Origin of the sequence: Humisphaera borealis (assembly GCF_015169395.1) — a bacterium.
GTDB classification, from domain to species: Bacteria; Planctomycetota; Phycisphaerae; order Tepidisphaerales; family Tepidisphaeraceae; genus Humisphaera; species Humisphaera borealis.
This window is the reverse complement of record NZ_CP063458.1, coordinates 3,140,398-3,165,040: the sequence shown is the minus strand read 5'-3', so window position 1 is coordinate 3,165,040 and position 24,643 is coordinate 3,140,398. Positions and strand designations below refer to the sequence as shown.

The 24,643-nt window shown below is 62.1% G+C and carries 19 protein-coding genes; 10 read left to right on the top strand and 9 right to left on the bottom strand.

Going from position 1 to position 24,643, the window contains the following annotated elements; translation table 11 throughout:
• Positions 1 to 296 precede the first annotated feature (296 nt).
• Both IPV69_RS27935 and IPV69_RS11740 read left to right on the top strand, forming a co-directional pair.
• Positions 297 to 1,073 carry an ATP-binding protein gene (locus tag IPV69_RS27935; protein ID WP_206295301.1) on the top strand — a complete coding sequence of 259 codons (777 nt, stop codon included), beginning with the start codon at positions 297 to 299 and terminating at the stop codon, positions 1,071 to 1,073.
• The gene (locus IPV69_RS11740) at positions 1,070 to 3,349 is read left to right on the top strand and encodes a S8 family serine peptidase (protein ID WP_206295300.1); all 2,280 of its coding nucleotides are present in this window, start codon (positions 1,070 to 1,072) and stop codon (positions 3,347 to 3,349) included. The genes IPV69_RS27935 and IPV69_RS11740 overlap by 4 nt, the downstream gene beginning before the upstream one ends.
• Before the next feature lie 269 nt (positions 3,350 to 3,618).
• Here IPV69_RS11740 and IPV69_RS11735 read toward each other — a convergent pair whose 3' ends face one another.
• Together IPV69_RS11735 and IPV69_RS11730 are read right to left on the bottom strand one after the other, a co-directional pair.
• Positions 3,619 to 4,611, bottom strand: a complete 993-nt coding sequence (locus IPV69_RS11735; RefSeq protein WP_206295299.1) for a chymotrypsin family serine protease — start codon at positions 4,609 to 4,611, stop codon at positions 3,619 to 3,621.
• Positions 4,612 to 4,999: 388 nt separating this feature from the next.
• On the bottom strand, positions 5,000 to 6,400 hold the full coding sequence (locus IPV69_RS11730; RefSeq protein WP_206295298.1) for a mandelate racemase/muconate lactonizing enzyme family protein: 1,401 nt from the start codon (positions 6,398 to 6,400) through the stop codon (positions 5,000 to 5,002).
• A 101-nt stretch (positions 6,401 to 6,501) separates the two neighbouring features.
• On the opposite strand from IPV69_RS11730, the gene IPV69_RS11725 reads away from it, so the two are divergent.
• The 3 genes from IPV69_RS11725 to pgi all read left to right on the top strand — a co-directional run bounded on the left by IPV69_RS11725 (position 6,502) and on the right by pgi (position 10,525).
• A complete protein-coding gene (locus IPV69_RS11725) occupies positions 6,502 to 7,947 on the top strand; it encodes a neutral/alkaline non-lysosomal ceramidase N-terminal domain-containing protein (RefSeq protein WP_206295297.1) in 1,446 nt (481 codons plus the stop codon).
• A 201-nt stretch (positions 7,948 to 8,148) separates the two neighbouring features.
• A complete protein-coding gene (locus IPV69_RS11720; protein WP_206295296.1) occupies positions 8,149 to 8,766 on the top strand; it encodes a lectin-like protein in 618 nt (205 codons plus the stop codon).
• Between the two features lie 115 nt (positions 8,767 to 8,881).
• Positions 8,882 to 10,525 carry a glucose-6-phosphate isomerase gene (gene pgi, locus IPV69_RS11715; RefSeq protein WP_206295295.1) on the top strand — a complete coding sequence of 548 codons (1,644 nt, stop codon included), beginning with the start codon at positions 8,882 to 8,884 and terminating at the stop codon, positions 10,523 to 10,525.
• Between the two features lie 187 nt (positions 10,526 to 10,712).
• On the opposite strand, the gene IPV69_RS11710 is transcribed toward pgi, so the two are convergent.
• Positions 10,713 to 11,309, bottom strand: coding sequence for a hypothetical protein (locus IPV69_RS11710; RefSeq protein WP_206295294.1), 597 nt, complete (start codon positions 11,307 to 11,309; stop codon positions 10,713 to 10,715).
• Between the two features lie 172 nt (positions 11,310 to 11,481).
• On the opposite strand from IPV69_RS11710, the gene IPV69_RS11705 reads away from it, so the two are divergent.
• On the top strand, positions 11,482 to 12,528 hold the full coding sequence (locus IPV69_RS11705; RefSeq protein WP_206295293.1) for an NAD(P)-dependent alcohol dehydrogenase: 1,047 nt from the start codon (positions 11,482 to 11,484) through the stop codon (positions 12,526 to 12,528).
• Positions 12,529 to 12,898: 370 nt separating this feature from the next.
• Here IPV69_RS11705 and IPV69_RS11700 read toward each other — a convergent pair whose 3' ends face one another.
• Positions 12,899 to 14,143, bottom strand: a complete 1,245-nt coding sequence (locus IPV69_RS11700) for a glycosyltransferase (protein ID WP_206295292.1) — start codon at positions 14,141 to 14,143, stop codon at positions 12,899 to 12,901.
• Positions 14,144 to 14,450: 307 nt separating this feature from the next.
• Entirely contained in the window at positions 14,451 to 14,669 is a 219-nt protein-coding gene (locus tag IPV69_RS11695; protein ID WP_206295291.1) for a cold-shock protein, read from the bottom strand.
• Between the two features lie 640 nt (positions 14,670 to 15,309).
• Between IPV69_RS11695 and lptB the strand changes: the two genes are divergently transcribed.
• On the top strand, positions 15,310 to 16,077 hold the full coding sequence (lptB, locus tag IPV69_RS11690) for an LPS export ABC transporter ATP-binding protein (protein WP_206295290.1): 768 nt from the start codon (positions 15,310 to 15,312) through the stop codon (positions 16,075 to 16,077).
• 122 nt (positions 16,078 to 16,199) lie between these two features.
• Here lptB and IPV69_RS11685 read toward each other — a convergent pair whose 3' ends face one another.
• The 3 genes from IPV69_RS11685 to IPV69_RS11675 form a co-directional block, all read right to left on the bottom strand.
• Entirely contained in the window at positions 16,200 to 17,312 is a 1,113-nt protein-coding gene (locus tag IPV69_RS11685; protein ID WP_206295289.1) for a hypothetical protein, read from the bottom strand.
• Positions 17,313 to 17,391: 79 nt separating this feature from the next.
• Positions 17,392 to 17,907: a GyrI-like domain-containing protein gene (locus IPV69_RS11680; protein WP_206295288.1), complete on the bottom strand. Its 516-nt coding sequence runs from the start codon at positions 17,905 to 17,907 to the stop codon at positions 17,392 to 17,394.
• A 139-nt stretch (positions 17,908 to 18,046) separates the two neighbouring features.
• Complete coding sequence (locus IPV69_RS11675; RefSeq protein WP_206295287.1) at positions 18,047 to 18,688, bottom strand: hypothetical protein; 642 nt, start codon at positions 18,686 to 18,688, stop codon at positions 18,047 to 18,049.
• A gap of 497 nt (positions 18,689 to 19,185) precedes the next feature.
• On the opposite strand from IPV69_RS11675, the gene IPV69_RS11670 reads away from it, so the two are divergent.
• The 3 genes from IPV69_RS11670 (at position 19,186) to IPV69_RS11660 (ending at position 21,948) form a co-directional block, all read left to right on the top strand.
• On the top strand, positions 19,186 to 19,626 hold the full coding sequence (locus tag IPV69_RS11670) for a hypothetical protein (RefSeq protein WP_206295286.1): 441 nt from the start codon (positions 19,186 to 19,188) through the stop codon (positions 19,624 to 19,626).
• Between the two features lie 31 nt (positions 19,627 to 19,657).
• Positions 19,658 to 20,542, top strand: coding sequence for a prenyltransferase/squalene oxidase repeat-containing protein (locus IPV69_RS11665; protein WP_206295285.1), 885 nt, complete (start codon positions 19,658 to 19,660; stop codon positions 20,540 to 20,542).
• 368 nt (positions 20,543 to 20,910) lie between these two features.
• Positions 20,911 to 21,948, top strand: coding sequence for a helix-turn-helix transcriptional regulator (locus tag IPV69_RS11660; protein WP_206295284.1), 1,038 nt, complete (start codon positions 20,911 to 20,913; stop codon positions 21,946 to 21,948).
• A 166-nt stretch (positions 21,949 to 22,114) separates the two neighbouring features.
• On the opposite strand, the gene IPV69_RS11655 is transcribed toward IPV69_RS11660, so the two are convergent.
• Positions 22,115 to 24,424, bottom strand: a complete 2,310-nt coding sequence (locus IPV69_RS11655; RefSeq protein ID WP_206295283.1) for a glycoside hydrolase family 2 protein — start codon at positions 24,422 to 24,424, stop codon at positions 22,115 to 22,117.
• Positions 24,425 to 24,643: the final 219 nt, after the last annotated feature.

Below are 24,643 nucleotides of genomic sequence, written 5' to 3'. Positions count from 1 at the left end.
ACCTGATACGGGGCCTCCGGGAGACGCAGTCGGAATAAGTCGAGTTGTAGCGTGACCGGCAAACGCTGACTTGCCTGTGGGGACGATACTGGACGCAGAATGCCTATGGCCGAGCCCGATCGAGTACACTCAGCCCTAAAGGTCGTTTGACCTGCCGGTTCGGAGGATCCGCCGGCTCGACTCCTCGAAAGACCGCAAAAGATGGGGCGTTCGCGGCACTTAAGGCGTGCAATTTAGTTCGGAATCCGTTAGGATGTCGGTTTTGCTCAAGCGCCGGACGTAAGTAGGAGAGGCGGATGAAGGTTGGGCCTCAAATCAAAAACCTAAAGGCCTCGCGCGGCGCGGCAGGAGTGGTCGTTCCTGATTGGGTCGACCAGATTAGGCCACCACGAAGTGAAGCCTTGGTTTATCCCAAGTCCTTGCAGGACTCGGTAGACGATGTAGGCAGGATGCTTTCGCTTCCGGCACCCACCGCCCCGCGAGTTCTGCTTTTCGGTCCGCCCGGAGTCGGGAAGACGGCGACTTTGCGGAACTGGGCATTCGGATCGACACGACCGTTTTGGTGGGTACGTGCGGACAGGTTGATCACCTCCTTTCTAGGGGGAACTGTATCTAACTTAACGCATCTTTTCCGTGCTGCCCGCGAGGTGGGTGCAGTATTGGTGTTCGATGATCTAGATGCGTATGCGCGTCGCCGTGACGATCCTCGCGAAGGTGGCGAGAGCCGAAGGACAGTTGTCGGCTTACTAAGTGCGTTAGACGAGACGGCCGGTTCAGTTGCAGTAGTTGCAGCGACAAACCTGCCCGAGTCGGTGGATCCGGCTGCGCTCCGCCGCTTTCAACACATGCTTGCGTTTCGGCCACTAGGCGTCGACCATACGAAGTTGCTGGTTCGCCAAGCTTCGGGGGTGAAGCGAGTGTCGCCAGAACTTGTGCGGCTTGCACGCAAGATGTCTCCGGCCGAAGTCGTCGACGCTCTCCAGCATGGCCTAAAGGTGGCGGATACGGCGGCGGCTGCAAGGAGTCTTCGCGCACGGGCCGACGCCATGTCGATGATTGGGAAGTCAAGATGAGCGAACAACGGCGGGCATTGCGGCGATTCCCACGCCAGTGGTTCTCAACCGAGGAGTTTGTACCTCAAGGCGGCAGTGAACCGCGAGAGGACGGCTTTAGCCGACCCGCGCATGCCGCGAACTTACTTGCGGGGGTACGCCGAGCCCTGTTGTCTAAGCCTAAGGATCCGCTCGTACCGGACGAGCACATCTTTTTCGCCGCACGTACTTGGAAGGGTCGTCCGTCCCTACGCCGAAACCTCGACCGTATCCAAGCCAAGGTTCACCGAGTGTTGCCGGATGGTGGTATCGTCGCTAGCTGGGGATCACGAGCGGACTACGATGACTCGAAGCGCTACATTGGCCAGTATAGTAGCAAACAGGCGGTTACTGCAGATTTAGACTACATCGATTCTATTAAAGGGCTCGACTACAAGGACAAGCTCGGGAAAAGCCTCCTTGAGATCTTAGAGCGGGGAGACACCTCACGCACGGGTCTCCTCGAGCTCGTCTTTTACCCTCATTACAACGCCAAGGAAATCAGCGTCATTATCGAGTCGATTAGGGAAGAGCTTGGGCCAAGAGGCTTGGTCTTCCAAAAGTTGGTTGCCGGTGTCGGTCGATTCACCAGCACATGGCAAGGACCGCTCGCGTTGTCAGAAGATATCGCGAAGCGCGTCGAGGCGGTCGCGTTGGTTGAGCAAGCTGGCGAGTTACGTCCTGCTGCGAGACACCGAGCAGCTTCCGGCGGGAGCGGAGGCAAGCTGTCAGTGGTTGTTGCTCCGCATGTCCCGGAGATTGCCGTTTTCGATACGGGTGTGCATGCCAGCCATCCGCTTTTGGCCGGAGTCGTCCTCACTGGCGACCCACAAGTCGATCTGAGCGACTTTGACCCGGAAGGGGGGCATGGAACGTTCGTCGCCGGAGTGATTGCTTACGGTGAAGACCCGGAAAGGCAAGTCCGAGCAGACGGTCGGCTTCACGCTCGCGCCGTTGTGCATTCGCGGAGAGTAGAACTTGCAGGCATACCTGGCGGACTGAACCTGGATAGCTACGGTGCGGTCGCAGAGGCTGTGAGTGCTCTCCGTCCAAGGACGAAAGTCTTCACGGCTTCCGTCAGTACAGCTGTGCCGATCGATAGTGACAACGTCAGTCCCCAAGCATTAAACATTGACCTGATTTCGCGCAAATACGGCGTATTGTTCGTGTTGCCTACTGGGAACCTTCCCAACGTCGTGGGTGACCAGCTTTCGCCCGATCAGCCTAATTTTCTCGACCCGGCAACGTGGCATTCCGATCCAAATGCGCAGATGGGGCGGCCGGGTGAGGCGTTCAATGCTATAACGGTCTCGAGTTACGCGGAACGCCAAGTGGGGCAGGAATACTCGCATCCCGGCCATGCCACCGTTTACTCGCGGCGTGGTCCAGGTCCGAAGCAATTCCCAAAGCCTGATTTGTCGGAAGCCGGGGGAAACTGCGTTCTTAGTATTAATCCGGACGACCCCACAGATGTGGCGATCGATGTTGACGATGACGATGACGCCGCAATCAAGAGCCTTAAAGCTCCTACTGGAACGGCTAAGGACTTTGGGACCAGCTTCGCTGTGCCGAAAGTGGCATTTGCGCTTGCCCGGCTCGTGAAACTATTCGAAAGCTCGGCTGAGACGAGATATGCCCCGCTTCTCGCGAAGGCTTATCTGACACACGTCTGTCAGTGCCCCGAGACCGCAGGACCATTTCCCGCTGATTGGACTGATCAAGACAAGAGGGATTCCCGGCATCTTCTCTATGGACATGGCGTCCCCGATCAAGCCGCTCTTGATGGAGTGCTCCCGACCGAGATATGTTTCTTCGCTACATCTGAGATGCGACGGAGGCAACGTCACGTCTACACATTGAAGCTGCCCGTCAACATTGTAAACGCCCTGCCGGAGGTTCGGCTTCGTGTGACGTTGACCTATTTCACTAAAGTCGACCCGACGGCTTTGGACGCCGAACTGTACTCGCTTGTCGATCTCGCCCCCGTAGTTCGCTGGGGTGGGAAGACGCTCGCGAAGACGCAGCGAGGTGGTCCGTTGACCGATTTCTACCCTCTGAAAAGTTTTGAAGTAAAGTTTTCGCGGCCAAGGGAGGGCGAGCCGTCTGCAAGAGGTCAACCGACAGTTGAAATCACGATGAGGGACCGGGTGTCGGATGAAGATGATTTCGCACAGCCCTACGCAATCATTATCAGCATGATCAGCCCAACTGGTGAACTGCTCATTAACGACCTGATTCAGGAAGTTGAGAGCGAATGAGGGTCGGTCTTATGAGATCGATCGTTTCTTAACCGGCCCAACTACCTCCACTAGGATTGGGACGGTGCCAACGAAGGATGGAATCTCGCTCCCTTCGGGCGGTGCCTCACGCAAGTTCACTTTGACACCGTACTCATCCCCGACCTTTGCGATACCCACGCCGACGACGATCCCAAGACGGCCGACCCTTGCCGCCGCTTCATCCTTCGCTGCTCGTGCTTGGTCGAGGGTCGCCAACGACTCGCCTCCGTGGTGGTTCCGTTCCCAGATCATAGGAGGTCAACCTTCATCTGGTCTAACACGACCTTGAGCGGATTGCTGTACGTGAGGCCCGCGCCATTCTCACCGCCCTGATCGGTTCCAGCGAACAGTAAGGCAATGCCCCGCAATGAGTCGTCGACGATCAACGACCCGCTGTCCCCGCCGGCCGAAAACGCGTCGGCCCCTTCGCCCTCGACCTCAACTTGGTTGTCGAATCTGAGGTCGCCAAGTCCGAAGGAGACAACCACGTTGTCCATCTCGAAGGCCGTTACGCGGCCACGGGTAAGCCCCGTGGTGCGACCCACCTTGGCGACCGCTGCACCGCTATCTAGGAAGGACGGGCCGAGCCCCGTAACCACGCCCAAACCATCGAGATCGTTCGGCTTGTACGAGATCGATTCGTTTATCGTTGCCACAGCGCAATCCGCAGCATTTGAACCATTCACCTTCAGCTTCAGGAAGTTGACTAATTGCCCAACGACATCATTCGGTCGGCGGCCACCGTCATAGTCTCCGGGCTGAAGGATGTGGTCGCCGACCGCTGCATCGTTCTCGTTCGCTAAAACGTGGTTATTTGACAGCATCAAGACTGAGCCATCCTTGCGGCTCTTTACAAAACAACCCAGCGTTCCTGCTGTGAGCTTGTAGTGGCCAACGGAACAACCGCAACGGAGCGGCCGCTGTCTCCGCTGATGCCATGGAGTCGCTGATTTGTATGCGCGACCGATATACTGGACATCCACCTCATTCTTCGCCTTCTTGACGACCGCCTCAAACTCGGGCGTGTTTCCGACTTCCCGACGCTGTAAGCGGATGGCCAGTACAAAATCGCTGTTGGCCTTCTTTCGAATGCCAAATGCCATCGTTCGTTCGGGGCCCGCCCGGCCCGCCTTTGGGCTAGCCGGTACAGCGAGAGACTGCGCCCTCGCCGGCTTTAAGAGCTTTTCTGGAATGGTCTTGCTGAGCGCTGCTTTCAACTCGCGAACCGATTCTAGTTGCACGTTGTTCCCCTTTCTTGTGGACGGCTGTTGTACACAGCCGGAGGTGTGTCGGCAACCTAAACGCGGAACGGGGCTTGCGGCAAGCGTTTCGTCAACGGCAACGCCGTGGCGTGAGAGAGTTGCGATGCCTGGCCGGGGAACTACCGCGAATACTTTGACTACGGCATATTCCGGACGTCTGATTTATAGGCGCGATGGCAGCGGGATCTGGCTCGACGAACTAACCCCGCGAAGGTCATTTGGGTCTGGGACGGGCTTAGTGGAACCGCCATTCCGCCCGAAAAACGCGGTTCTGTGCCACCTTGGGGGTACTCAACCCGCCGAAAGGCGGGTTCTTTTTTTGCGCAGAGCTGACCATGTCGCCAGCCGTCGTCTTTGCGGAAAAGACTCAGCCGCACGACAGTGCGGCCGGCGGCAGATCTCTGCCGATCCGCTTGACCTCATACCCAAACCCGTTCCCCGTGATCGTGCTCAGATCCACCTGACCGTTCCGCCGCTGGTAGATGCCGGGGTGGACCCTGGCTTCGATCTCTGATGCGGCGGGGTAGAACTGCATGGCGTTGGTCTCGACGCCCATGATCGTGCCGGCGTGGGCGGCCAGCAGGACGTGAGGGATCTGCGCGAGCATGGGGTTGGTCAGGTCCTGCACCATCAGCGTCATGCCGTGAGCCTTGGCCCAGCAGAGCGACAGCAGGGCGCCGGTTTGTGTCTTGCACGTCTTGAGCGCCACGCCGGTCCAGCCGAGTTCGCGGCCGAGAGCGACGTGCTTCCAGTCATGGGCCGACTCATCGAGGAACAGCGGCTTGCGGGCGCTGACGCTGTGCGTGTCGATGCGATGGACTTCCAGCTCGTACGGGAACGGCTGCTCGACATACAGCAGCATGCCGTAGAGGCGGGGGTGCTCGTCGCGCAGGCGGTCGAGGATCTCGTTGACGTACGCCGGGTCGGTGACCATGCAGTTGAAGTCGGCCGTCAGCCAATCAACACCGCCGGCCAAGGCGATCTGGCCGACCTTCACCGTGCGGGTGTAGTCCCAGGCGGCATCGTTGCCACGCAGCTTGATCTTGAGGCACTTCAGGCCGTCGGTGCGAATCCAGTCGGCGAGCAGCACAGGATGGCCGTCTTTCGGCTCGGTGCCGGTCAGTTCGCTTTCGTCGATGGGATCGACACCGCCCACCAGGTGCCAGGCGGCAAGTGTGTCGGGCCGTTTTAAGGTCAGGAAATCGCCGGGGAATTTGCCATGGAAGTCCACGCCGGAGCCCTTCGCGGGGACCAGCAGGTCGGCCAGGGAACGCGACATGAACCGGCTGTTGTACGTCTGGTAGATGGGGACACCTTGCGCCCTGCCGTAGGCATCATGGACTGCGATGTCGAAGAGCGAACAGCAGACCAGTGCGGCGAGCCAGGGCATCGGCTCGGCGTTCCGTTCGGCGTTAAAAGCCTTGAGAAGAGTCGGCAGCTCGTGCTCGATGAAGTCGTTGCCGACTTCGATCGGATGACCGGTTTGCGCAAAGCCGGCCCAGGATCGGGCGAGAATCTGGCAGAACTGCTTCAGGGCGTCGTGACGGGCATCGTACGAGAGCTTGCTGGGCCAGACCCAGGTGACGCTGAGTGGCGTTTCGCCCCAGCCTTCGGCCTCTCTGCCGTCGGCGACTTTAACCGTCACGCGGACGCGGGCACAGGTCACATAGGTGACGACCTCGCCGCCAAACTTCAGCGGCATGCGGGTGTGAACGGGCAGGAAGTAGAGTTCCGTCGCGGTGCAGCGGATGTCGGTTGGCTTTCCCATGGGTTGGGGAAAGTGTCGTCGGTCCAAGGCGATATCGCCAGTAACGGCGGGTGATACCCGCCAGATGGCAACAAGCGGTCGCTTCAGATGTTTCATCGAGTATGGAACCCCAACCCTGGCAATGCAAAATCTCTGCCGTCGCCGTATGTCTGCTGTCACTTGTGACTTCGGCAATCGCCGCCGATAAGCCCGCCCTGCGCGCCGGGGCGGCGGCGTCGGACATCACGCCCAAAGAGTTCCCGCTGAACATGCCCGGCGGATTCAGCGCGAACATGGCCGAAAAGGCTCACGACCCGCTGCATGCCCGTGCCATGGTGCTCGATGACGGAAAGACCACGATCGCGATGGTCGTCGTCGACAACCTGGGGGCATCGCCGGAGGTGCTCGACGAAGCCAAGGCGATCGCATCGAAGCAGACGGGCATTCCGACCAGTCAGATGCTCGTCAGTTCAACGCACACACACAGCGCGCCGTCGTCGAATTCGACCAGCAGTCCGCAATCGATCGCCTATCGCAAAGTGATCGTCGATGGGATTGCCGATTCGATCATCCGCGCGCACGCCGGGCTTCGGAACGCGGCTGTGGGGGCGGCATCTCACCCGTTGCCGGACGAAGTATTCAATCGTCGCTGGTACCTCAAGCCCGGGAAGATGCCGCTGAACCCTTACGGGAAGCTGGATACCGTGAAGATGAACCCCGGCACCAGCCCCGACGTGCTCGACCGGCCGGCAGGCCCGACCGACCCGGACATCACCGTGATTTCCGTGCAGGACGCCAAGCGAAGGCCGATCGCGCTCTTTGCCAACTATTCGCTTCACTATGTCGGCGGGATGCCGCCAGCACAGGTGTCGGCCGACTACTACGGCGAGTTCGCACGGCTGATGCCGTCGCGTGTTCGTGGCGACGAGAACTTCGTGGCGATGATGTCCAACGGCACGTCCGGCGACATCAACAACATCCCGTTCGGCATTGTCCGCCCGCCGCGAGAGCCGTTCGAGCAGATCCGCATCGTCGCCGGAAAGGCCGCCGACACTGCGTACCTTGCTCAGCGCAAGATCGAGAAGCACAGCAGCGATGCCACCCTGGGCATGTTGCAGCGCGAGATCACCCTGAAGTATCGCCGGCCGACACCCGAACAGGTCGAGGCCGCCCGGGCGATCGTGAAGATCAAGGACAAGGACGAGATCGAAAAGCTGCCCCGCCTGGCGCAGAACTATGCCCGAAGCACCATCGCCGCCGCCGAGCGGGCCGAAGATACGCTGACGGTCAAGATTCAGGCGATCCGCATCGGCGACCTGGCGGTCTGCGGATTTCCCTTCGAAACCTTTGTCGAGACCGGACTGGATATGAAGAAACGCAGCCCGTTCCCGCAGACCATGGTGATCGGCCTGGCCAACGGCCGTCACGGCTACCTGCCGACTCCCGAGCAGCACAAGCTGGGCGGTTACGAGACGTGGCTGGGAACGAACGTCGTTCAGGAAGACGCATCGGTCATCCTGAGCAACAACCTCCTTGAGATGCTCGGAGAGTTGAAGAAATCGCAGTGAATTCCACTGAATTCGAGCGGCCGACATGCCGGGCGATTGGGTTCCCCCCGCTGTCCGATAACGGCCGATCGCGTTGCGGTCGCGAAAGCTTGTTCGTCTGCGAGCACACATCGGGTCGATGTTCGGACGATGGGCGCTACAACGCAGCAACACGATAGGTGCCGGAGACGGCTTGGGTTTTTCAGTCTTGTGTCGATCCTGATGGCAGTTGCAGGCGGCGCCGTGCCGACACGCGCGGGGGTACTCCTCGATTACGGCACGCTCGGCGGCAATACGTATGTGGCGGTCCGTGACCCATCGCTTTCCTGGTCGGAGGCGGCGGCGGCAATCGCGCCTTTCGGCGGGCACCTGGTCACCATTACCTCTGCCGCCGAGCAGGCATTCGTCGAGCAGTTGCTTCAGTCGGGAAACTCTCAGGGCGGCGCTTATTGGATCGGCCTGCAGAAATCCTCCGGCACATACAACTGGATCACCGGTGAGCCGGTGTCATACACGAACTGGCTTCCCGGCCAGCCGGACAACAATCAGGGTGCCGAAACCGTCGGCTCGATTCTCTGGAGCATTCCCGGCGAACACCCGGCCGGCACGCCGGGCGAATGGAACGATCTGCCAGACCCCTATCACTCGGCCTTTTCGACATACGTCGATCTGAACAACGGCGGCTTTATCGCCGAGTACAGCGGCATCCACAGTGTCGGGGCCAACGGCGCACCCGGCGGCGCTCCGCCAGCTTCGGTGCCGATTCCTCCCGCGGTGGTCATCGGTTCGCTCGGCCTGATACTCGCCGGCCGGAGTTGCCGTCGGGCGCGCGGCGCGTGAACAACAGGATCGCGGCACCCGCGTCCGTCCACCCGCGTTCCGGTTTCGTCAACACCTTGCCTGCATAAAGCCTGCGTGCTCCAATGCGCTTCGAACCCCGAAGGGCATTTTTCACATGAGCAAACTCACCCAATCTCCCGCCTGGCAGGCACTCGCGACCCACCACCAGCAGATGCAGTCCGTCCACATGCGCGAGCTGTTCGCGAAGGACGCCGGTCGGTTTGATTCGTTCAACCTGAAGTTCGAGGACATCCTGCTCGACTACAGCAAGAACCGCATCACCGCCGAGACGATGAAGCTGCTGCGGGCCCTGGCCACCCAGGCCGACCTGTCGGGATGGACGGCGAAGATGTTCGCCGGCGAGAAGATCAACACCACCGAAGGCCGCGCCGTGTTGCACGTGGCCCTGCGCAACCGCAGCAATCGGCCGATTATCGTCGATGGGCAGGACGTCATGCCCGCCGTCAACGCCGTGCTGAAGCACATGCGGGAGTTCTCCGATGCCGTCCGCGGCGGCTCATGGCTGGGCTACACCGGCAAAAAGATCACCGACATCGTCAACATCGGTATCGGCGGATCGGACCTCGGCCCGGTCATGGTCACCGAAGCGCTCAAGCCATATTCCAAGCGTGACCTGAAGGTGCACTTCGTCAGCAATGTCGACGGCACGCACATCGCCGAGACGCTGCGAACGCTGAACGCCGAGACCACGTTGTTCCTGGTAGCGAGCAAGACGTTCACCACGCAGGAAACCATGACCAACGCGCAGAGCGCGCGGGCGTGGTTCCTGAAGTCGGCGGGAGACGAAAAGCACATCGCCAAGCACTTTGCCGCGCTGTCGACCAATGAGCCGGCGGTGAAGAAGTTCGGCATCGACCCGGCCAACATGTTCGAGTTCTGGGACTGGGTCGGCGGGCGTTACTCCCTCTGGAGCGCCATCGGCCTGCCCATCGCGCTGGCGATCGGCATGGACAACTTTGAAGAACTACTCGCCGGCGCACACGCGATGGACGAGCACTTCCGCACCGCGCCGCTGGAGCAGAACCTGCCGGCGACGCTGGCGCTGATCGGCGTCTGGTACAACGACTTCTTTAACGCTCAGACGCTCGCGATCCTGCCATACGACCAGTACCTGCACCGCTTCGCCGCGTACTTCCAACAGGGGGACATGGAGAGCAACGGCAAGTACGTCACCAAGGACGGCCAGACGATCGCCGACTACCAGACCGGCCCCATCGTCTGGGGCGAACCCGGCACCAACGGCCAGCACGCGTTCTATCAGCTCATCCATCAGGGAACGAAGCTGATCCCGTGCGACTTCATCGCGCCGGCCCAATCACAGAATCCCATCAGCGATCACCACCCCATCCTGCTGAGCAACTATTTCGCGCAGACCGAGGCCCTGATGAAAGGCAAGACGGCCGACGAGGTCCGCGCCGAGCTGACCAAGGAAGGCAAAACCGGCGCGGCACTGGAAGCACTCATTCCGCACAAGGTTTTCCAGGGCAACAAGCCGACGAACAGCATCCTGTTCAAGAAGCTGACACCGCGAACGCTCGGCAGCCTGATCGCGCTCTACGAGCACAAGATCTTCACGCAGGGCGTCATCTGGAACATCAACAGCTTCGATCAGTGGGGCGTCGAGCTGGGTAAACAGCTCGCCAAGGCGATCCTGCCGGAGCTGGGCGGCGACGCGAAGGTGACGACGCATGATGCGTCTACGAACGGGTTGATCAATTACTACAAGGCGCAAAGGTAGGGCTGTCCGTGACAAGGGTTTCCAGCCCGTGCGATCAGTGCACGGACTTCCGGACTCATGTTCATCCTCAGCTTCGCCGTCGCTTCCGGCTCCCTAAGAGAGGAAAAACGAGACAGTGCAAAGGGAATAACTTTGGGCTCCCGCATCGCTCTCAAAGGCTGGAAGCCCGTGTGACCCGCCTTGTCGGTCATGGCTTCCAGAAGGTGTACCAGTTCCCGCAGTATCGTCGGAAGATGCACCCTTCGACGTTCACAGACTCCGGTAGCGGCGTCGGACTGTACGCCAGTCCTTCATAGTCAAATGGATTGCCGCCCCGGAACGTCGCGAACCGCATCCCGCCACCGGACAACCGTTGGATGTCTTTAACCTTGGTAAACCAGACGGTCTGGTCGGGAGGCATCGGCGCGCCGGGCGGTGTCGCGGCAACCTGTGTCGCAATCCGTTCCAATTCCGAGCGGGCGAACCAGAATCGCAGATTGATCCCGGGGTTGCTGTTTACGATGACAAACACGACCGCTGGTGCCCAGGTCCATCGCCACCAGCTTGAACGTTGATCCCACGATCGGCGAAGGTTGGCGAGAAGCGATGTGGCCCAGGTCGCACCAATGAGCAGCAAGGCGCCAAGGATGGCAAACGCGGAGACAAAGAGCACGCTCGACGACAGGACATTCTGCATCCAGCCTGTCGCAAGCATGATCGCGGTCAGTACACCGAAAGCACCAGCAAACTGCCACCCGGGCGGGCGGAAGGGGCTGAACCGGGCCTTTTTGTGATTGCTCGGCATCGTAGATTGCTCGCGGTCTGACATTGGAGCACTGGGGATCGATCCCTATTCGACCACAGTATCGCACTCCCGGGCCGGAAGGTGCATGATATGGATTGACGAATTGCCAGATGGTCTCCAATGATGTCAGGCTGGCGCTTCCAATTACAGCTCTTCTCAAAAGGTCCGCCCCATGCCCACTCTCGCCTACGCCGCCCAGTCCGCTACGTCGCCGCTCGCGCCTCTGGCGATCAACCGCCGGGATCCGCTGCCGACCGACGTCGCGATGGACATCCTTTACTGCGGCGTCTGTCACTCCGACCTGCATCAGGCCCGCAACGAGTGGCAGGGCACCACCTTCCCCTGCGTTCCGGGGCATGAAATCGTCGGGCGGGTGACGAAGGTCGGGTCGAAAGTGCGCAAGTTCAAGGAGGGTGATCTCGCCGCCGTCGGGTGCATGGTCGACTCGTGCCGATCCTGCGAAAACTGCAAGCGGGGCCTCGAGCAGTACTGCCTCAACGGCTGCACGTTCACCTACAACTCGCCGGACAAGATCTCCGGTGGAATGACGTTCGGCGGATACTCGACGGGCGTCGTGGTTGATGAGGCGTTCACGCTCAAGGTGCCGACGTCACTCAACCTGGCTGCTACGGCGCCGCTGCTGTGCGCCGGCATCACCACCTACTCGCCAATGCGGCACTGGAAGGTGTCCAAGGGTCAGAAGGTCGGCGTTGTCGGACTCGGCGGGCTCGGGCACATGGGTGTGAAGTTCGCCCGCGCGTTCGGCGCCCGCACGGTGCTGTTTACCACCAGCCCGGGCAAGGCTGACGACGCGAAGCGGCTCGGTGCCGACGAAGTGGTGGTCTCAAAGAACGCCGGCGAGATGGCCAAGCACACCGGCAGCTTCGATTTCATCCTCGACTGCGTGTCGGCCCAGCACGACATCAACGCCTACCTGAACCTGCTGAAGCTCGACGGCACCTTGTGCCTGGTCGGCGCACCTGAGCACCCGTTGCCGGTGTCGGCGTTCAGCCTGCTTTTGCCGCGAAAGCAGTTCGCCGGCAGCGGCATCGGCGGGGTTGCCGAGACCCAGGAGATGCTCGACTTCTGTGCCGATCACGGCATCGTCAGCGATATCGAGATGATCAAGATGCAGGACATCAACACCGCTTACGACCGCCTGCTGAAGGGCGACGTGAAGTACAGGTTCGTGATCGACATGGCGTCATTGAAGGCGTGATGTTCGAGGGAGACACGAAGAGACGAAGTGACGCAGATGTGCAGGCCCAACGGGCCGTGATTCCATAGCCCAGGGCAGCGCCCTGGGACAATTGGCAGCGATCGCTCAAGGCCTGAAGGGCCGTGATACGCCCTCCGGTATCCCGGCCTTTCAGGCCTTACGCCATCCGCCCACCAAACCCGGGGCGTTGCCCCGGGCTATAGGATCTCGGCCCTTCGGGCCTGTTCGTGCCGGGGTTACTTTCATCACCTCGGTGTGGCGCAGCCGGCGTCGCGAAGGACTCGGCGTAACCAACGACTCCGTTGCCCGCGTCGAACATCGGATCGACCGACTTGGGCAAACAACTACGCTTGCTCATGCACCCCCTCGGTTACAGCAAGCCCTCGATGAGCGAGCACGCCGTGCCAATCGCGTCGGCGCCGCGCATGCGGTCGGCGGCCTGGCGGCAACTCTCCCTTATGTCTCTCGATGTCGTCAGCTCCGTCAGCACGCAGGCGACGTACGGCGGCTTATAGTGCCTGGGGTTGACGGTCCGGGCGACGCCGATCTTTTCGAGGCGTTCGGCGTTGTCAGGTTGGTCGTGGGCGAATGGTTGCACCAGCTGCGGCACACCCGCCGCCAGGGCCTGCGCCGATGTGCCGATCCCGCCATGGTGAACGAGCGCCGCACAGCGCGGGAGTAGTTCGCTGAACGGGGCGTAATCGATATGAATCACGCCCGGCGGGAGGGATTTGGGCACCTGTTCGCGTTTGCGCGTCAACAGGACGCCTCGAAGACCGGCAAGTCTGCACGCCTCGGCGGAAGTGGCGAAGAACTCATCGGCGTGGAACATCGCCGACCCCGGTGTAAACGCGACCGGTGCCGGGCCGGCCGAGAGAAACGCCGCCAGCGCCGCCGGCAGCGGGGTCACCCCCTTTTCGTCGTACATTGGAAAACCGACCGCGTGGGTATGGGGCGGCCAGTCGGGCTGCACCGCGCAGTACCAGTCGGGAAACATTGCCAGGACCAGCGTCGGCGAATGCCACCAATGCTTGAGCACGCCTTTGATCGGCGGCAACGACAACTCGGCGCGGAAGGTGTTGAGCCCCGGGCAGATCGCCCGGTCGATCATTCCGTTGGCGACGAGGAACAGAATTCGCTTCAGCCACCTTGGGGCCCAGTTGATGGAAGGTCCGCCGGGCAGGCGGGGCGTTTCGTAGACGCTCTGGAAGAGGGCCGGCGACAGGTGCATGGAAACGAAAGGCAGCCCGAGCTTTTCCTGCGCCAGTCGACCGGCCAGGGCCAGGCTCGTCCCGATGGCCAGTAACTGACCGGGCTGCTCTGCATGAAGTTCGGCCAGGATGTCGTAGGTGGGCCGGGCCAGGTCCATCAGGGAGCGTGCGACGGCGAAGAATGCCCGTTTGGGGTGCCAGATGTCGGGATCGCTGATGGTCTGTAGGTACTGCTCGGAGGTGCTGGTGGCGATGAACGCGAGCCCCGCGTCGCGGACGAGCGATTCGAAGTGGCCGTTGGTGATAACAGTGACCCGGTGCCCGCGTGCCTGAAGGCGAAGGCCGAGCCCGACCGCAGGATGGACGTCGCCATGGCTGCCGACGGGAAGGAGAAGGATGTGCATGGGTAGTTTGTCACTTGTCACTTGTCACTTGTCACTTGTCACTTGTCACTTGTCACTTGTCACTTGTCACTTGTCACGCCGAGCGAGCGGATCATATTGTCGTCGGTCAGTTGTCAGTTGTCAGTTGTCAGTTGTCAGTGACCAGTGACCAGTGACCAGTGACCAGTGACCAGTGACCAGTGACCAGTGACCAGTGACCAGTGACCAGTGACCAGTGACCAGTGACCAGTGACCAGTGACAAACGACAAACCCACCGGCGTCATGACGCCGGTGGGTATTGGTTGGTTCTGAAACGGCCGCGAGTTGTTACTTCGCGACGACTTCGACGCGGCGAACCTTGGTGGCTTTCATGCCCTTGGGTCCGTCTTCGAAGTCGTACTCCACCGTCTCGTTTTCCTGCAGGGTCTTGAACCCGGTGCCCTCGATCACCGAATGGTGAACGAAGACGTCCTTGCTCGAGCCATCAGCGGTGATGAACCCGAAACCCTTTTGGTCGTTAAACCACTTGACCTTTCCTGTGGCCATAAGAGCCACTCCTTTCGGACGAGGCGTGACGAGCTCGCGCGCCCGTGGAGATATGAGTCGAACCCGTCCGCCGTACTGCGGCACCGTCATTCCCGCCGAGCCCTTCCCGAACGGACTGCGTTCCCGATGCCAGAGGACGCAACAAAACAGCACGGAAGAATATCGTTTGGCTCACAGAACGCAAAAAAAGAAAGTGGATTCCACCAGACGGGTTGACCACCGTTTATCCACATGCCGGATGTCAACCGCGCAAGCGGCGCATTTTCAGAGACCTTCCGAGGCCTACAGAGGGGACACAATCACGCCACCAAGCCGCGCGGACGCAGCAACAAAATAGAATGACATAAACTCTTGATCGTAAGATTCTTAAAACCGACTTCGTCACACTGCCGTCGATCGCTCGTCAGTTTTCCCGGATGAGGAATCCTTAATCTTTGCGCTCGACATAAGTTATGGAGAGCCGTCGGTGGAAATCGTGGCGAATCCCACACAGGTTATCCACAGTCGAGGCGATGAAGCGCGCGCTTGATTTCGGCGGGCCATCTCCGCAAGATGCCCGGCGACTGGCTCGTCGTTCGCCTTCGGCACGGATGCGCCGGGCTGGGAAGGCAATTGGCGTCAGGACGTAACGCCTCATTTCATGAATCTGCTGGAAACCACCCAACTCGTTAAGATTTACAACGACCGCCGCGTCGTCGATGAGGTCAGCTTCGGCCTTCATCGCCAGGAGGTGGTCGGGCTGCTGGGGCGCAACGGGGCTGGAAAAACGACCACCTTTCGGATGATCTTGGGGATGGTGTCGCCCGACAGCGGGGCCGTCTCGTTCGACGGGCACAACATCACGCACATGCCCATGTACAAGCGGGCTCGGCTGGGCATCGGCTACCTGTCGCAGGAACGCAGCGACTTCCGCCGACTGACCGTCTGGCAGAACCTGATGGCGATCCTGGAGACGCTGCGGATGAGTTCGCTGGAGCGCCGTCGTGTCGCCGACCGCCTGCTCTCGCAGTACGGCCTGGTGCGGCAGAAAAACCAGCTCGCCAATACGCTCTCCGGCGGCGAACGCCGCAAGATGGAGATCGCCCGGGCGCTGGTGACCGATCCGATGCTCATCCTGCTCGACGAGCCGTTCGCGGGCGTCGACCCGATCGCCAAGGAAGAACTCAGCCGTGAGGTCCGCCGGCTGAAAGACGAGTTCCGCAAGACGGTGCTGATCACCGACCACGACGTCGCATTCACGCTGCGGGTGGTGGACCGGGCACTCATCATCGACGAAGGCCGCGTTCACTTCGAAGGAACGCCACGAGAAGTGATCAACGATCCCGGCGTTCGCAGTGCGTACCTGGGTAACACATTCCGCGGCGACGAGTTCGACCACCCGAATCCGACGCACGGCATGACTACCTAGCACGGCGCGTTGTGGGTGGCATGGGCAAGCGTAGTCGCTTGCCCGTGGCAAACGTCGGACGGCGATCTCACGGGCAAGCGACTACGCTTGCCCATGCCACGCAAGGATGCCGTCCCCGTGCGTTAAGGCTTGACCGCCTGCGCCGTTGGCGGTGGGTTCTGACCGGCTTTGAGCTCCGCGATCAGTTTGGTCGCTCGTTCCTTCGTGGCGAAGACGACTGCGCCGTCGGCGAAGAGAACGTGGAACCCCTCGGGGTCGCCGTGCAGGCCTGGGGGTTCATACGCCAGCACGGTGTGCGTGCTGACGCGTCTGCCTCCGGCCGATCGCATGGCCAGCCCTTTCCCAAGATAGACATACGTCAGGTGTTGGCCGGCGGCGACGAGCCTGGCTTTCTCGGCTTGCGGCAGGTCGATTGGTGCGGCCGCGTGCCCGCCCGACGGGCAGACGACGACGTCCGCCTGCAGCCCCCCGGTGCCGATCAGGTCGCCGAGCGAGTCGGGGAACCGGCCGTCGGACCGGTCGCTGGCGCTGGCGATCAGCGCGTAGCCGATGGTCTGTAGATTCGTCTGACAGGCGGCGCGGTGGACTTCCGCCAGTCCTTCATTGAGCCTCGGAAGCACCATCAGTGCCAGAAGCGATGCCAGAACGAACTCCGTCAGGCAGACGATGGTGCCGGTCGCCGCGACGCCGAGCCGCACGCGGCGTCCTGGTTGGCGTCGAAGGCCCCTGGTTCGCGCGAGATGGATCGATCCAGCCACCAGCCCGACCGCCGCGACGATATAAGAGATCCAGAGCAGGGTCATCGGCGTCTGACTTCGGGAGACGGCCTTGATCGCGTTGTCGGAACTGCCGGAGTAGCCGATAACGGCGGCGACCGCCGCGAGGGCCATGAACAGAGCACCCGCCGCAATTGGCAGCACGGCGAGCAAACCCCCGGGAGCTGAAACCTCCTGAGTTGCTGCGGCGGGGGACCGGCCGATGTCGACTTCTGGCGGGAGCGCCGCCGACTCACCCGCGGCGATTGCCGCCTGACGCCTGGCCTCGACCAGTTCCGAACCGGCCTGAAGAAGATCATCCTGCGGAGGTGGCGGCGGGGGCGGGGCGACGACCGGGAACGACTTGCCGCAATTCATGCACCCCATGCTGCGGCCGATATAGACATCGAGCTGCAACTTCGACATTGGATACGGATACCCGCAGTACGGGCAGCGGATGGTGGTCGTCCCCTCGGGCATGCGGGGAATTGTAGTGACTGGGTGGGGTGATGGGGTAGTCGCGCCCCGGGCAACGTTCAAAGCCGGGCCATCGGTCCGTTCACTCGACACCAACCGCAACCAGCAGTTGGTTCTCTTCCGAATCGTGCCCGTTCCATCGGTAGTAAATCTCGCGGACTTCGCCGGTGCGCTTAAGCTTGCGCGCCTGCGCCGCCGGAATGAGCTTGTCGTAGGCTTTGTCGATTGATCGCATGGACCCGACGAAGTCCACCGAAAGACACTTCATCGCCGGTAGCGGGCGGACCTGGACGCCTTCGGCCGGCTGGTAATCGGGCCGGACCGGGAAGCCGACTTCCAGGGTGAATACCTCGTCGAGGCTCCCGGACATACCGGTGTAGATCAACATCGACGGACCGATGATGTGCTGGCCCAGGCCCTGATCCTTCGAGAGCGCCTTCATGGCGCCATCGATTGTCCGCCGGACTTCGCGAAGCGTGGTCTGGCGCGTGACCGAGGCAAAGGCCTGCTGCGCCGGCAGCGCCTGCTCGGCGAAGTTCGACAGGCTGTACGCCGGCTGGGTTAACGGCGGCAGAACCGGCTTGGTCAATGGAACCACGCCGCGCGTCGCCGGTCGCTGACCCGGTGGCACGGCCGACGGTTTGGACGGCGCGCAGGATGTGGCCGCGAGGAAGGTCAGAGAAAGAAGGACTGTGCGCATACGCGCACAGTCTACCCGTGCCGCCTGTGAAGCGAGACTACTTCTCGCCTTGTCCCGATGTCCCGACCGCGCCGGATTCTTTCTTGCTCTGTTCGTTCAGGGCCAGCAGCCGCTTATACACTTCCGACACCACGGCGGGGTTTTCTTTGCCGGCAGTGCTGAACGACACCTTTTTGCCGCCATACATGATGTCGACCTTGTCGGCATTGTCGGGGGCGGGCGTGGGGACGTAGGAGTCCTTCAACGACTCCCAGTCCTTCATGAGCGTTGCCCATTCGGCGATCTGTGCTTCTTCGAGTTTGCCGCTGCCGGAGTAGCTCTGGCCGTGGCCATGGTCGCGAACGCGGTAGATGCCGTCGCCGGTGAGTTGCATCTCCAGGTCGCCACTGACACCCGAGCGAAGCAGCGTGACCTGCTTGAACGCGTGAGCGGCGGGGCCTTTGCTCGGAGGAAGGGTAAAGAGCCCGTCATTGCCGGAGCCCGAGGCGGGGGCGGCATCGGTCGAAGTCGGCAGGGTTGCCGGTCCTGCGGTCGGGGCGGCGGGAGCCGCGGCCGGCTGCGTCGATGCCGCCACCGGGTTGGTCGCCGGATTCGTCACCGCCACTGGCTCTTCTTTGCAGCCAACGGCTGCTGTGCCAATGACCATCGCCAAACCAAATCGGAAGATTGCCTTCGCCATGTTTCAGATCCTCGCTTCGCTGTGTCGTCGAGTCGCCACGGGCTCCGCCGCTTACGGTCGTTGAGCTCGGTAGACAGTTAACGTGCCCGCAGCGTTCGTCTTAGACGAGACGTAATTGTACGGGTCCATGCGTTCAACGCGAAGAAAATTGGCTCCAGGACTTGATGGGGGGAGCTGCCGGAATGGGGTTCCCGCCGGTGGTGGGGTCCGAGAACCGCCGGATGAGACAATCTCGGCACACGCAACGACCCTATTTGTGCGAGACTGCCTTCCCCGACGGTGTCGGCGTGGCGGGTCCCGGCTGATGGGCGTGCGATTACCGGACGCGCGGGTCCGCGAATGTCTGGCCCGCTCGGGTGCGAATCGGGGCCGAATCCGCGGCATTCCAACGCCGATAGGAATGTCGAACCCTGCGTGGGTTACCTGTTCAAAGATTCTGCGGTCAGCGGTCTTTCATGGATGAAGACGGCGTAGAGTCCGAGCGCCCCGGTTGTCGTATGCCAGATTTTTCCCCCATCGTACAGCACATGAAGACGTCGTACGCCGTCCGCGTCAAACGGTGGCGGCGCAGCATGTCCGGGTGTGCCTGGCGAACGGATTACGAAAGCGGGCGATCCATCAACTGGATCGAAGCCCCCATGCCCCGAACGCCGATCAGCTTGGCGATCTTCCTGCACGAAGTCGGGCACCATGCGGTCGGATTCCAGCGATACAAGCGGCGGTGCGAAGAGGAGTACCACGTCTGGCTCTGGGCGATCGAGAAGATGCGGGAACTCGGCATCGAGCCCGATGAACGCGTCCTGCGGCGATTCGACCTCTCGATGCGGTACGCCGTCGGCAAGGCGCTGCGGCGTGGCGTGAAGAACCTGCCGGAGTCGCTCATGCAGTTCGCGCCGCCGGAGGCGGCCTCGCCTGAAGCGGCCTCGCCGGCGGCTTGACCTCAGAGGGGTTCGGTCCAGAATCAGCGGCGTGTCCTTTCGACTCGAAATGCTCCAGGTCGCGCGGCTGGCCCCCAAGGTGCTCGGCGACGCCGTCGATCTCGTCACGGCGTTTCTGCGATCCACCCAGAATGCCGACGGCGGCTTTGCCGATCGCGGCGGCCGGTCCGATCTCTATTACAGCGTGTTCGCGATCGAAGGCCTGTTCGCGTTGCGGGCCGACCTGCCGCTGGCATCGTTTCGAAAGTACCTGCGATCGTTCGGCGGCGGCGAAAATCTCGACTTCGTCCACGCCTGCTGCCTGGCCCGCTGCTGGGCGATGTTCCGCGACGAGCCGCCGGCGGCCGATACCGTGGACGAAATTCTCCGGCGTGTCGAAGCCTGCCGTACCTCCGACGGAGGCTACGCCGCGCGGCCGGGCGATGACATCGGCACTGTTTACCACAGCTTTCTGGCGTTGGGGGCATATCAGGATCTGGCCCGGGAAATGCCTACGCCGGCGCGCGTGCTGGATTGTGTCCGGGCCCTGCGGATGCCCGATGGCGGGTACGCCAACCAGCGGGACTTGCCCGTCGGCCTGACGCCGCCTACCGCGGCCGCCGTCACGCTCCTCCGACACTTCGGCGAACATCCCGACCCTTCCGCCGGCGCATGGTTGATGGCCAGGCACTTCGAGCAGGGAGGGTTCTTCGCGACGCCCGATGCGCCCATCCCCGACCTGCTGTCCACGGCAACGGCGCTGCACGCCTTGTCGGGACTGAAGCATGATCTGGAGCCGATCCGGGAACGCTGTCTCGATTTTGTCGACACGCTTTGGACCACCCGCGGCGGCTTTCTGGGCAGCTGGGAAGACGAAGAACTCGACGCCGAATACACCTACTACGGATTGCTGGCGCTGGGGCACCTGGCGGTTTGAAGGGCGACGTCTGATAAAAATGGCCGGTGCGGCGATTTTGCCGCACCGGCCTTTTCGAGGGCGTCCGTCGTCCAACAGACGCCCCGACGCAGGATCGTCCCGCCGCTCCCGTCTGCCAGCCGTCCCGGCCGACACCTCAATATGAATGAGGTCCGGGCGTGTGGCACATGCCCGAATCAGGGCTCTCTCGATCGATGACGGGCCGGTCAACATTCGCTCATGTGGTGCCCACCGCAGAACCGGTGTAGACGGCACACGTGGTCTGCCGTAAACCCGATCCGGGCAGAACTTTCCCTTGCGGTGGATCAAGTCTGGGAACAGAATCACCTCAGGGACATACTTTGCCGTCCCCAAAAGGAATTACTGTCATGACCGATCTCGCACCGATCAGCGCCACCCGTCACGGCGCAGACATCCCTCGCGGCCAGCTCAAGCTCAAGTCGGTTCGCAGGGTGTTCCGCCTGATCAACGACATCCGCGAGATGGGCAACGACCCGCAGTTGTGGCGGCCTCACATGGTGCAGGGGCTTCGCAGCATTCTTCATGCGGGCATCGTGGTCTCCTCCGAGGTTCACTTCCGCCAGCACAACCGCACCGGCGCGATGCGTGTGATCGACATCGGCTGGGTGTCCGATCCCGACGGCCAGGTGAGCCAGGTCCACACCGAACGAGAAGACGAACGCCCCGAGGCGTTCTGGCTGACGGCCGATCCCGACGGCGCACAAGCGCCTGCACCGCAGTCGCCCCCGTCCGAGTCGCGGGCCGCCGCGAAGGACGAGGAGGCTCCGAAGCCGGAAAAGAAGAAGGTGAAGAAGACCGAGTCATTGGACGACGACCCCGACTGGTACGAACGCCTCAGCCGCGAGGAAGAGGAAGAAAAACAGAAGGCCGTGCCCGTGCCGCACGCGGAAGACGACTCCGAAGACCATCTGGTTCCGGTCCGGCCGATGCGCACGATCTACGGCGGCCGCTCTTTCATCATGTCGCAGGTCGCGCTGCCGCATGCCGGCGCGGTCGATCAGCTCGGCGTCCATCGTGAGTTCGGCGACGAACCCTTCACCCGTGCCGACCATCGCCTGCTCCGCATGATGCACACCGAACTGGCCCGCCTCTGGGACCGCGATGTTCTTCGCGACGCCAAGGACGCCACCAGCGACCTGCCCCCGCGGCTCCAGCAGACGCTGGAAGAACTGCTCGCTGGCAGCAGCGAAAAACAGATCGCGCAGAAGCTCGAGCTCAGCCGTCACACGATCCACAACTACGTCAAGGCGCTGCACCAGCGGTTCGAGGTCAGCAGCCGCGGCGAACTGCTCGCCAAGGCCGGCAAAGCCAAGACGAGCGGCGGTCCGAAGCTGAGCCTGACGCTGCCCAAAAAGCCCCTCCGCAAGCCGGACGAAGTTTCGTAGGGTGGGATTTATCCCACCGCACCGCGTGGGAGCCCGGTCGTGTGAATCGGCGCAGAACTTCGACTCGTCGGTTTCGCGAATCGGGTCAAATCGAACAACGCTCTGGCCAAGTGCACACAGCTAGTCACCGAACCGTTTGCGGTGGGCTGAAGCCCACCCGACGAGTTCACCTCACGCTCACCAGCCCCGCGTCGATGTACTGCCCGCCGCTGGTCTGGCGGCATTGAATCGCGATCACATTCTGTCCCGGCTTCAGCGCCTTGATCGCCTCAGGGCGGATCGGCAGCAGTGAATACTCCGTGGTGAATCCCGTCACCCGCGTCGCCAGTACGCCGTTCAGGTAGACGTCGGCGTCTTCGTCGTGGTGCATCATCAGGTGCAGCGAACCGATCGCGGTGTCGGCCGGCAGGTCGAACGTCCGTCGCACCCAGATCTCCTTCCCCTTCCATTCCGTCCGAACCGTGGTGCCCGGCGTCATGGCGGTGCCGAAGCCGGCCTTGCCGGTCTTCCAGGCGCTGTCGTCGAACGCCGTCGCTTGCCAGGCGTCGGCGGGTTTGTCGAACGTAAACTTCCAGTCGATCTCCGCAGTGCGGGCGTCCGGGACGACCGTCGCAATCACCGGCGGCGGGCCGAAGAGGCGCTTGGCCGCGGCCACCATGCGCCCCTCGTCCATCTTGATCAGGTCCCGGTCGTAGGTCATCAAGCCGTTGACCTCGATCTCCACATCGGTCGTCTGCGTGTAGATCGCCGCCGAGTAGCCGGGGTCGGCGATCAGCGGGTGAAGCTTGGCCAATAGCGTGACATACGCATCGGTCAGTGCCTCGGAATTGTCGAAACTGCGATAGCCCCAGTTTTTCTCGTCCTTCCAGGTGTGCCCTTTGAGCGGCAACCCGAGCCCGCCGAACTCGCCAAGAACGAGCGCGCGGGTGCCGCGCGGTTTGATGGCGTCTTTGCTGGGATTCGGGCCGGGGTAAATGTGCAGGTCGAGCACATTGCCGACGCCGCGATCCACCCAGCCGCTGGTGCTGTTCACCCAGCGCGACGGGTCGAGCTTCTTTGTCAGTTCGGCGATGCGGGCGGTGTCGTACTGGCCCCAGCCTTCGTTGAATGGCACCCACATCACGATGCTCGGGAAGTTTCGCAGCGAGGCGATGATCGCCTTCAACTCGCGCTCGTAGTTCTCGGCCGATTCCTTGCTGCGGACCAGGTCGTCGCCGTTTCGGCGGATGTGCGCGTCGCCGCTGGGCATGTCCTGCCAGACGAGCAGGCCGAGCTTGTCGCAGTGGTGATACCAGGTGGCCGGCTCAACCTTCACGTGCTTGCGGATCATGTTGAAGCCGAGCCGCTTGGTGACCTCCAGGTCGTACCGCATCGCGGCATCGGTCGGCGCGGTGTAAAGCCCGTCCGGCCAGAAGCCCTGGTCGAGCGTGCCGTACTGGAAGACGAACTTGTCGTTCAGCATCAGCCGGGGGATGCCCTTGTCGTCCTTGGCGACGGAGAGTTTGCGGAAGGCGCAATAGGATTCGACTTCGTCGATGAGCTCCTCGCCATCGAACAACCCGACCTTCAGCCCATAAAGAAACGGGCGATCCGGTGACCAGCGCTTGGCATCGGCGACAGGGAGTTCGATGGTTGTGCCGACTCGCTGACGGACCGCACCGCCGGCCTCCTGCCCTGTGCCGGACGGCTTGCGATTCTCCTTCGCTCTATCCGGATCGACGATGAAAAGGCTCAGCTTGTGTCCGGCCGTCGCGCCGCGAATCGTCGGCGTGACGCGCACGATGCCTTTGTCCGTGTCCGGGACGATGTCCAAAGCGGTGATGGTGGCCTTGGGAACGGGCTCCATCCACACCGTCTGCCAGATCCCCGTCGAAGGCGTATACCAGATGCCCTTGGGATCGCGCACCTGCTTGCCGCGCGGCTGATAGCCGTCGCTGGAGGGGTCTCGCACTTCGACGACGATGCGTTGCTCGCCGTCGCTGGTCAGGGCGTCGGTGATGTCGAACGAAAACGGGTCGTACCCGCCGCGATGATCTCCGACTTTCCTTTCGTTGACATAGACGACCGACTCCCAGTCCACCGCGCCGAAGTTGAGCAGGACGCGCTGCCCGCCAGTGCGCCAGTCGGCGGGGACGGCGAACGATCGGCGATACCAGAGCTTGTTACCCTCGCCGACGGACTTGCCGACGCCGGACAACGCCGACTCGACCGGAAACGGCACGAGAATTTTCCCGTCGTACGCCGTCGGCGGTTGGGCGTCCTTTGGCTTGATGGCGTAGTCCCACAGGCCGTTGAGGTTCTGCCACTTGGCGCGAACCATCTGCGGCCGGGGGTACTCGGGGTGGACGTTGGTTGGCGAGACGTCCTTCGCCCAGCGCGTCATCAGCTTGCCGCCGACAGGTTTCCAGTCGGCCTGGGCCGACGCGACGGCCGGAGCGAGCAGGGCCGCGAGCAAAAAGGGGATGATCTTGTTCATGGGAGGCCTTTGCCCCCGGTCCCCCGGGCACAGGGGAGAGGGGAGCGATCCACCTTTTATCGTTCCGATGTTCCGCACTGTCACGTCCCATTCCCAGGTTCGGACACTGGTTCAGACCTCACGGCTCGACGCCAAACGAACCCGAGAACGCGGTTTTCACCCTGTTACGACCGTTCTGCCGAACGAACCCGAGGCGACTCCGTCGAACGACCCCGTCCG

Coding starts and splice junctions, on each gene's coding strand:
- IPV69_RS11655 (WP_206295283.1), bottom strand. CDS start 24,424: ATGAACAAGATCATCCCCTTTTTGCTCGCGGCCCTGCTCGCTCCGGCC.
- IPV69_RS11675 (WP_206295287.1), bottom strand. CDS start 18,688: ATGGCGAAGGCAATCTTCCGATTTGGTTTGGCGATGGTCATTGGCACA.
- pgi (WP_206295295.1), top strand. CDS start 8,882: ATGAGCAAACTCACCCAATCTCCCGCCTGGCAGGCACTCGCGACCCAC.
- IPV69_RS11670 (WP_206295286.1), top strand. CDS start 19,186: ATGCCAGATTTTTCCCCCATCGTACAGCACATGAAGACGTCGTACGCC.
- IPV69_RS11725 (WP_206295297.1), top strand. CDS start 6,502: ATGGAACCCCAACCCTGGCAATGCAAAATCTCTGCCGTCGCCGTATGT.
- IPV69_RS11685 (WP_206295289.1), bottom strand. CDS start 17,312: ATGCCCGAGGGGACGACCACCATCCGCTGCCCGTACTGCGGGTATCCG.
- IPV69_RS11710 (WP_206295294.1), bottom strand. CDS start 11,309: ATGCCGAGCAATCACAAAAAGGCCCGGTTCAGCCCCTTCCGCCCGCCC.
- IPV69_RS11720 (WP_206295296.1), top strand. CDS start 8,149: ATGGCAGTTGCAGGCGGCGCCGTGCCGACACGCGCGGGGGTACTCCTC.
- IPV69_RS11730 (WP_206295298.1), bottom strand. CDS start 6,400: ATGGGAAAGCCAACCGACATCCGCTGCACCGCGACGGAACTCTACTTC.
- IPV69_RS11740 (WP_206295300.1), top strand. CDS start 1,070: ATGAGCGAACAACGGCGGGCATTGCGGCGATTCCCACGCCAGTGGTTC.
- lptB (WP_206295290.1), top strand. CDS start 15,310: ATGAATCTGCTGGAAACCACCCAACTCGTTAAGATTTACAACGACCGC.
- IPV69_RS27935 (WP_206295301.1), top strand. CDS start 297: ATGAAGGTTGGGCCTCAAATCAAAAACCTAAAGGCCTCGCGCGGCGCG.
- IPV69_RS11705 (WP_206295293.1), top strand. CDS start 11,482: ATGCCCACTCTCGCCTACGCCGCCCAGTCCGCTACGTCGCCGCTCGCG.
- IPV69_RS11700 (WP_206295292.1), bottom strand. CDS start 14,143: ATGCACATCCTTCTCCTTCCCGTCGGCAGCCATGGCGACGTCCATCCT.
- IPV69_RS11660 (WP_206295284.1), top strand. CDS start 20,911: ATGACCGATCTCGCACCGATCAGCGCCACCCGTCACGGCGCAGACATC.
- IPV69_RS11695 (WP_206295291.1), bottom strand. CDS start 14,669: ATGGCCACAGGAAAGGTCAAGTGGTTTAACGACCAAAAGGGTTTCGGG.